Consider the following 6414-nt stretch of genomic DNA (forward strand, 5'->3'; position numbering starts at 1 on the left):
GCATGTCATGAAATCCAACGAAACGTCCCGCCGCGCGGGCTTGTCATTTGCCCGCCTGGCGGCGGCGACAGCAATTGCGCTCGGTGTCGCCGGCAGCTTCTCGGCAGCTTCGGCGGCCGAGTCCGGCAAGTCCAACGAGCAGCTGCGCGAAATGCTGCCGGCCAATGTGCGCGATGCCGGCACGATGAAAGTCGCTATCAGCCTCGCCTATCCGCCGATGGAATATTCGGATGCCGGTTCGACCGATCTTAAGGGCGCCGACATCGATCTCGCTAAGGAAGTGGCGAACCGCCTCGGCCTCAAGATCGATTTTCAAAACGTCGATTTCTCGCAGCTGATCACCTCGGTGACCACCGGCCGCGCGGACATGGTCTGGACCGCCTTCTCGGATATCACCGAGCGTCAGGGAAAGCTCGACTTCATCGACTATTTCAAGACCGGCAACCAGATCTTCGTCCCCGTGTCGTACCAGGACAGCGTCAAGACCGTCAAAGACCTGTGCGGCAAGACCGTCTCGGTCGCCACCGGCACGAGCTGGGTGGGCTTCATGGAGAACCTGAGCAAGGAAACCTGCGACGCCTCCGCACAGATGAATCTCCTGCAGATCGGCACGCTGGGCGAGCAGCTCATGCAGCTCAAGCAGGATCGCGCCCAGGCGGTGATGATGGGCTTCGAGGGCGTGCTCGACCTGCAGAAGCAGCAGCCCGACAAGTTCTACACCGTTGGCGAGCTGTACGATCAGGGCAACTACGGCATCGCCTTCGCCAAGGAAGCGACCCAGCTGCGCGGCGCAGTCCTGGCGACGCTTGAAGCCATGAAGGCCGATGGCGCATATGAGGAAATCCTCGGTCGCTATGGCCTGAAGGAAGCAGCCGTGGATTCCTTCACTGTCAACGCAGGGAAGTAATCCCAAAAGGGGGAACTTCGTTCGATGACTGAATTTGCTCTCAACCCACACGAGCCGACGCCGCTTTATGCGCAGCTCTACAGGATGCTTAGGCTGCGCATCCTCGACGGCGACTATGCCGAGGGTGAAGCGATTCCGTCGGAGACAGTGCTGCGGGACGTGCATGGCATCACGCGCAGCACGGTCCGCAACGCGGTTGCGCTGCTGGTCAAGGAAGGCCTTGTCCAGCAGATCCGCGGCAAGGGCACGCTAGTCACCTACACCCCAATCAACCACAGCATCTGGAACTTCGGTGGCTTCACCGATTTTTCCCGCGCACGCGGCCAGCGTCCGGTTACATCGCTTCTGTCGCGGACCATCGAAGAGGGCCCGCAAGGAAAGATCCTGAAGTTGGTGCGCGCGCGTGGCGTGGCCACCGAAGAGACCCAGACCTTCCTCAACCTCGATACGTCGTGGGTCGATCTACGCCGTTTTCCGGGGTTGGAAAAATTCGATTTCGAGCAGCTTTCGCTCTATCAGGTCATGCGCGAGCACTATGGCGTGGTACCGACGCGCTCGGAGCTCGCTCTCACAATCGCCCCGCATTCTGACCTTACCCGGCAGGTATTCGGCCCCTCCCCCGAAGTGCCCGGCTTCATCTGTGCCAGCGGCGATGTCTACGACAGCGCCGGCCAGCTCGTGGAGCGCACTTCGGTAATTTATTCGCCGACACTCGAAATGAAGGTCGGAACATCATGGAACGGCATGCAGCCGCGTCCGGCTTTGACCTAGCCTTTTTTCGCCGGCCCTCCCACCGGCCAACCCAGCAGATAGGACAGTCACTTGAATAACCGTTTCAGCGAGATCTTCGTCACTCCCAAGCCGATCCTGGGCATGCTGCATCTGACGGGCTCGTCCGCCGCGGAACGGCTGGAAATCGCACGCAAGGAGACCGAGACGCTGATCGAAAACGGCGTCGACGGCGTGATCGTGGAAAACTATTTCGGCGACAAGGACGATGTCCGCAACGTGCTCGAATGGCTGGAGACCCGCAATCCGGGCGTTCTGATTGGCCTGAACGTGCTGCGCGATCATCATCTGGCCTTCGAGCTGGCAAAGCAATTCAGGGTCGATTTCATTCAGATGGACTCAGTCGCCGGCCATCTGCCGCCCGAGGAAGACAAGGATTTCGCCCACGAGCTTGCTGAACTGCGCAACGGCGTGTCGTCGGCACTGCTCGGCGGCGTGCGCTTCAAGTACCAGCCGGTGAAATCCGGCCGCTCGGAACCGGAGGACCTGACGATCGGCAAGTCGCGCTGCGACGCGATCGTCGTGACCAGCGACGCCACCGGCCAGGTGACCGACCTCGACAAGGTGCGCCGCTTCCGCAACACCACCGGCAAGGATTTTCCGCTTCTCATCGGCGCCGGCCTGACCGCCGCCAATGCCCGCGAGCAGCTTCTGGAAGCCGATGGCGCGATCGTCGGCAGCTACTTCAAGGACACTTATGCCGACACAGGCATCGTTAACGGCGCGCACGTCGCCGAGCTTCTGCAAGTGGTCGAGAGCCTGCGCGCCGAAAGCGCGCAGAGCGCGAAGCGCGTGGGAGCCTGAGCCATGCAGATCGAAGCCGTCAATGTGCTCGAAAGCGATTTCTCGCCCTACGGCCGCGTCTACGACATGAAGTCGTCGCAAGGCTCGACCGATCCGGCCACGCGCACCATCCATTCCGAGGGCCCGGGCTGGTCGGACTCTTATACGGTCAATCCGCTCATCAGCTCCAACGGTAGCCTCGGTTTCACGCTGGGCAGCGCCTGCCCTTTCAGCTCGGCCAAAATGGAACGCCACCTGCTGACGGAGGAGGCGCTGTTCTGCGCCGCCGATCCGATCGTCCTGGCGGTGGCAGCGCCCACCGAGGAAGACTATCCGAGCGCCGAAAACATTCGCGCCTTCGTCATCGAGCCGGGCACCGTCGTCGTGCTCAACAAGGGCACCTGGCACGACGCCTGTCACGGCGTGGAACGCGCGGCCCATTATTACTGGATGGCGACCTGCGGCCTCGGTGCCTCACCCTGGGTCGAGGTCAAAGGCGGTCCCGTGCTCGTGACCGCGCCGGAGCCGGCAAATGGGTGACGTGACGGCGTTCTTCATCGGCGATGTCGCGCTCGACGACTACTATACGGCCGAGCGCTGGCCGGGTCTCGCCGACAAGGCCGATATCCGCGAGAACAAGAGCTATGTCGGCGGCATGATCGCCAATGCCGCAAGCGTACATGCGGGGTTGGGTGGCCGAACCGAGTTCATTTCGCTGCTCAACCACAGCGATCTGTCGCGCCGGCTGTGCGACGAGCTCAACCGGCTCGGCGTTGCCACCACGCATATGCTCTACAATGCCGATACCGCCAATTCGCACAACATGATCTTCCTCGTCGGCGGCGAGCATGTTGTGCTGATCGGCGAAACCGGCAACGCGCCCATGCCGCTTCCCGCCTCCACATTGGAAGCGCTGCGCAAGCCCGGCTATCTCTACACCACCATTTCCCGCTCCAAGCGCCTGCGCGGCGACGGCCTTGCCGGCGCCGCGCTGTTGGCCGACCTGCGCGCGCATGGCCGCAAGCTGGTGTTCGACCTGGATGTCGACGGGTTTGTGCCGACCGATGTCGAATATCTGCGCGGTGCCGACATCGTCATCATGAACGAGATCGGCTTTGGCCTCGCCTTCGGCACGACCGAGCTCGCCGCGATCAACGACTGGATGCGTGAGCATGAGGTCCGCATCGTCATCCGCACCCTCGCTGCTGCCGGCGCCGAGGCCTATGAGGGCACTGGCGTCATCCGGGTGGCGGGCTACGACGTGCCAGTGGTCGACGTGACCGGCGCCGGCGACACATTTGGTGGCGCCCTTGTCTTTGCGATCGACCACAGCCCCGATCTTGCATCGGCACTGGAATTCGCGGTCGCTGCAGCTTCGCAGGCCGTGACCATCGAAGGTCCGCAAGGCGGTGTCGCGACGGTCGAAACGATCGAGAAGTTTCGTTCGGATCATTCTGCAGCGCGACGCGCGTGACGCATTCTCTAAGCTGCTAATTGGCGTCGGTGTTGCGATTCCCATTTTTGGGGCTCGCAACGCCTTCCCTACCCTCAGTAGTCCTTATACGATTCCCCAGGCGCGGAATCGTCCCCTGCCCGTCAGTTCGCGCAGGTCGAGTTCGCCAATAAGGCCGAGTGCCGCGCGCTGGGTGACGCCGAGCTCCTTCGCCACGAGTCCGGTCGAGACCATCGGGCGGGACAGCACGAGTTCGATCAGGGCGGGCAGGCTCGAATTGCTGCGCCGGTTCCTGAGGCGCCGCTCCATCTGGACCCGCGCCATCGCCAGTCGGTCAAGCTCCTTCAGTCCGGCCTCGGCAGCCGCCGCCGCCCCTTCAAGGAAAGCAGCAAGCCGCGTGTGCCGGTCGCGGGCGCGCCGCCTGTCGCGCGCCACCGTGCGCAACCCCGTATTGAGCGCAAAGAGATGAGACGCCGTCTTGCCGGCGCGGCGCAGCGCCGACGCCGCAAGCAGGTTGCCCAGCCAGGCCTGACGCTGCAGCGGTGCGATCTGCTCCCATGCGTCCCAGGCGAGAGCGGCAGTCAGGAGTGGCGTCGCCTCGCCATGAGGTAGCCCTGCCAACTCCAGCCATTCTGCAAGGCGCTGCTCCTCGTCCCAGTCGGCATCCATGATGAGCTCGTTTCGTTCGGACCGAGCGGCGATCGGCGCGGGCTGGCCGATATTTGCGACCGTACCTGTATTCGACGAATCTGGAGCGGGCTCTATGGCCGCATCGATCTCCGACTGATTTGTAGCCGTCGTCCCATCCAACAGGCGCTGAGAACGGGCCAAAACCGCATCGATCTCTGCAAGTTGCAGGGCTAGCTCGTCGACCGGCTCGTCATCGTCAGTTGGATCGCTTTCAGCCAACGGCTCCGCGTCGCCTGGTCGCTCAACCAGCCGGGCCTCGCTGCCTTGCGGCCCTGCGCTTTCGCGCCCGACCAGGGCCGATAGCCCCGCGCGTGACAGGGCCCAATCCGATGCCTGTGAAAAAATTCGACGGCGAGTGCGTAGCACCGCATGCGCTCGCGTCAGCTCATGGGTCGGCGTGCGCACATCCATCATAGCGTCGTGGAGTACCAAATCCTCGACATGGACCAATTCGCCCTCAATCCACAGCGCCGCCACCGCGTCATGGAAATGCGCGCGTTCGACAAAGCCAGCGGCGGCCGGACTTTTCCGTAGCCGTTCGTCGATGCGCGCCACGAGGTCCTCGGCCCGCACGAGCAGCCCGATGAACTCAGAAACAGACGGACCTGACCAGTCATAAACCATTGCTTTTACGGTAAATGATTCTCTGAACGGAAGCTATCTCATCCTTTGCTTCCGACAGAGGCGACGTGAAATTGCACTGTTCTCGCAATTGACGCAGGCCGCAACCGGAGCGCCACTGTCGTGCCTCGCGCCGGAGGCGGTCGCCGCGGGTTTCTTCTAACCAAAGCCGTGCGGCAGTCGCAGCATAAATTGGTCGAGCAGGCCTCGAGCTACTACTACGAGGCCAATAAGGCACATGTCCGGGCCGCACGACTGGTGGACTTAACAGGCAAATCCGCATCAACCACTCGCCCCTTGTTGCGCGGCCTTGGCCCCGGAGACCGATGACAATGTGTTCAGCACCCGGCCGACCGAATAACGCCCTCTCTCGGCGCGCTCGGTCAGCGCACGCAGATAGCCGCCCGGCGACCTGATTTCAGCTGACCGCTCCAGAATAGTCGCCATGGTAACCGCCGCGGCGAGCTCGCCCATCGCCTGCCGTGCCTGGTTCCAGGCATCCGGCGACACGCCAAGCATGGTTCGCACCAGCCCCGCCGTCTGTACGAAGTCGCGCCAGTCGCCGATACCCCTGCGGGCGTAGAGCGCAAATTGCGGGCATGCCGCCATTACCGTTTCGAGCGGCGCTGGTGCCGACCTTCTCGCGATTTCGCCAGGCAGGACCGCAGCAACCCCTTGCTGCGCCTTATTTGTCGCCTTCAGCCGCAGTCTGATACCGGCAACCCTTTCGGACTGATCGCTTGGCCCGCCGTCCACTCCAGCTGGATGCTGTAGATTTTCGTTCAGCTCTTTTCCTGCGCTATTTTCAAAATAGAGGTCTGAATCTGAATTCTGTATGTGGTGCTCAGATTCGGACTCATTGGCGCTCATTTCGTTGTTTGTCGGGGCATTTAGATAGGCGATTTCCACTTCTGCCCGCAGCCGAGAAAGCTCCTGATGACGCTTCGAGAGCTCGTCTTTGGTGGCATTGCGAGCAACCCTTCCCGACAACCCATCCAGGCGAACCGATAACTCCTCCCAGCGCCCCGCCCTGCCCTCGCTGAAGCCGGCCCCGATCGTCTTTGCGATGTCGCGCAGATGAATGGTGATTTCCGTCCTCAGTCCCTGCAGAGCACGCGCTAGGGCACGTGCGGCCGTGGCATGGCCTTCGATCTCGTCCGCTCTGAGCGCT

The 6414-nt window shown here is 62.5% G+C and carries 7 protein-coding genes; 5 read left to right on the forward strand and 2 right to left on the reverse strand.

Features of this window, described 5'->3' with window-relative positions:
* Positions 1-7: 7 nt before the first annotated feature.
* The 5 genes from C7I85_RS29145 to C7I85_RS29165 are packed head-to-tail and all read left to right on the forward strand — an operon-like array spanning position 8 to position 3953.
* The gene (locus C7I85_RS29145) at positions 8-907 is read left to right on the forward strand and encodes an ABC transporter substrate-binding protein (protein WP_181257454.1); all 900 of its coding nucleotides are present in this window, start codon (positions 8-10) and stop codon (positions 905-907) included.
* A 24-nt stretch (positions 908-931) separates the two neighbouring features.
* Complete coding sequence (locus C7I85_RS29150; protein ID WP_106727495.1) at positions 932-1678, forward strand: GntR family transcriptional regulator; 747 nt, start codon at positions 932-934, stop codon at positions 1676-1678.
* Positions 1679-1729: 51 nt separating this feature from the next.
* A complete protein-coding gene (locus C7I85_RS29155) occupies positions 1730-2500 on the forward strand; it encodes a BtpA/SgcQ family protein (protein WP_210203107.1) in 771 nt (256 codons plus the stop codon).
* Positions 2501-2503: 3 nt separating this feature from the next.
* On the forward strand, positions 2504-3019 hold the full coding sequence (locus tag C7I85_RS29160; protein ID WP_106727496.1) for an ureidoglycolate lyase: 516 nt from the start codon (positions 2504-2506) through the stop codon (positions 3017-3019).
* A complete protein-coding gene (locus C7I85_RS29165; protein ID WP_106727497.1) occupies positions 3012-3953 on the forward strand; it encodes a carbohydrate kinase family protein in 942 nt (313 codons plus the stop codon). The genes C7I85_RS29160 and C7I85_RS29165 overlap by 8 nt, the downstream gene beginning before the upstream one ends.
* Before the next feature lie 84 nt (positions 3954-4037).
* Here the strand turns inward: C7I85_RS29165 and C7I85_RS29170 are convergent, their stop codons facing one another.
* Together C7I85_RS29170 and repC are read right to left on the reverse strand one after the other, a co-directional pair.
* Positions 4038-5246: an RHE_PE00001 family protein gene (locus C7I85_RS29170; protein ID WP_106727498.1), complete on the reverse strand. Its 1209-nt coding sequence runs from the start codon at positions 5244-5246 to the stop codon at positions 4038-4040.
* A 279-nt stretch (positions 5247-5525) separates the two neighbouring features.
* Positions 5526-6414 (reverse strand): plasmid replication protein RepC (gene repC, locus C7I85_RS29175; protein WP_245445158.1); only part of this gene is annotated, 889 nt, incomplete at its 5' end.

Source organism: Pseudaminobacter soli (ex Li et al. 2025) (genome assembly GCF_003012705.1).
Taxonomy (GTDB): Bacteria; Pseudomonadota; Alphaproteobacteria; order Rhizobiales; family Rhizobiaceae; genus Pseudaminobacter; species Pseudaminobacter soli.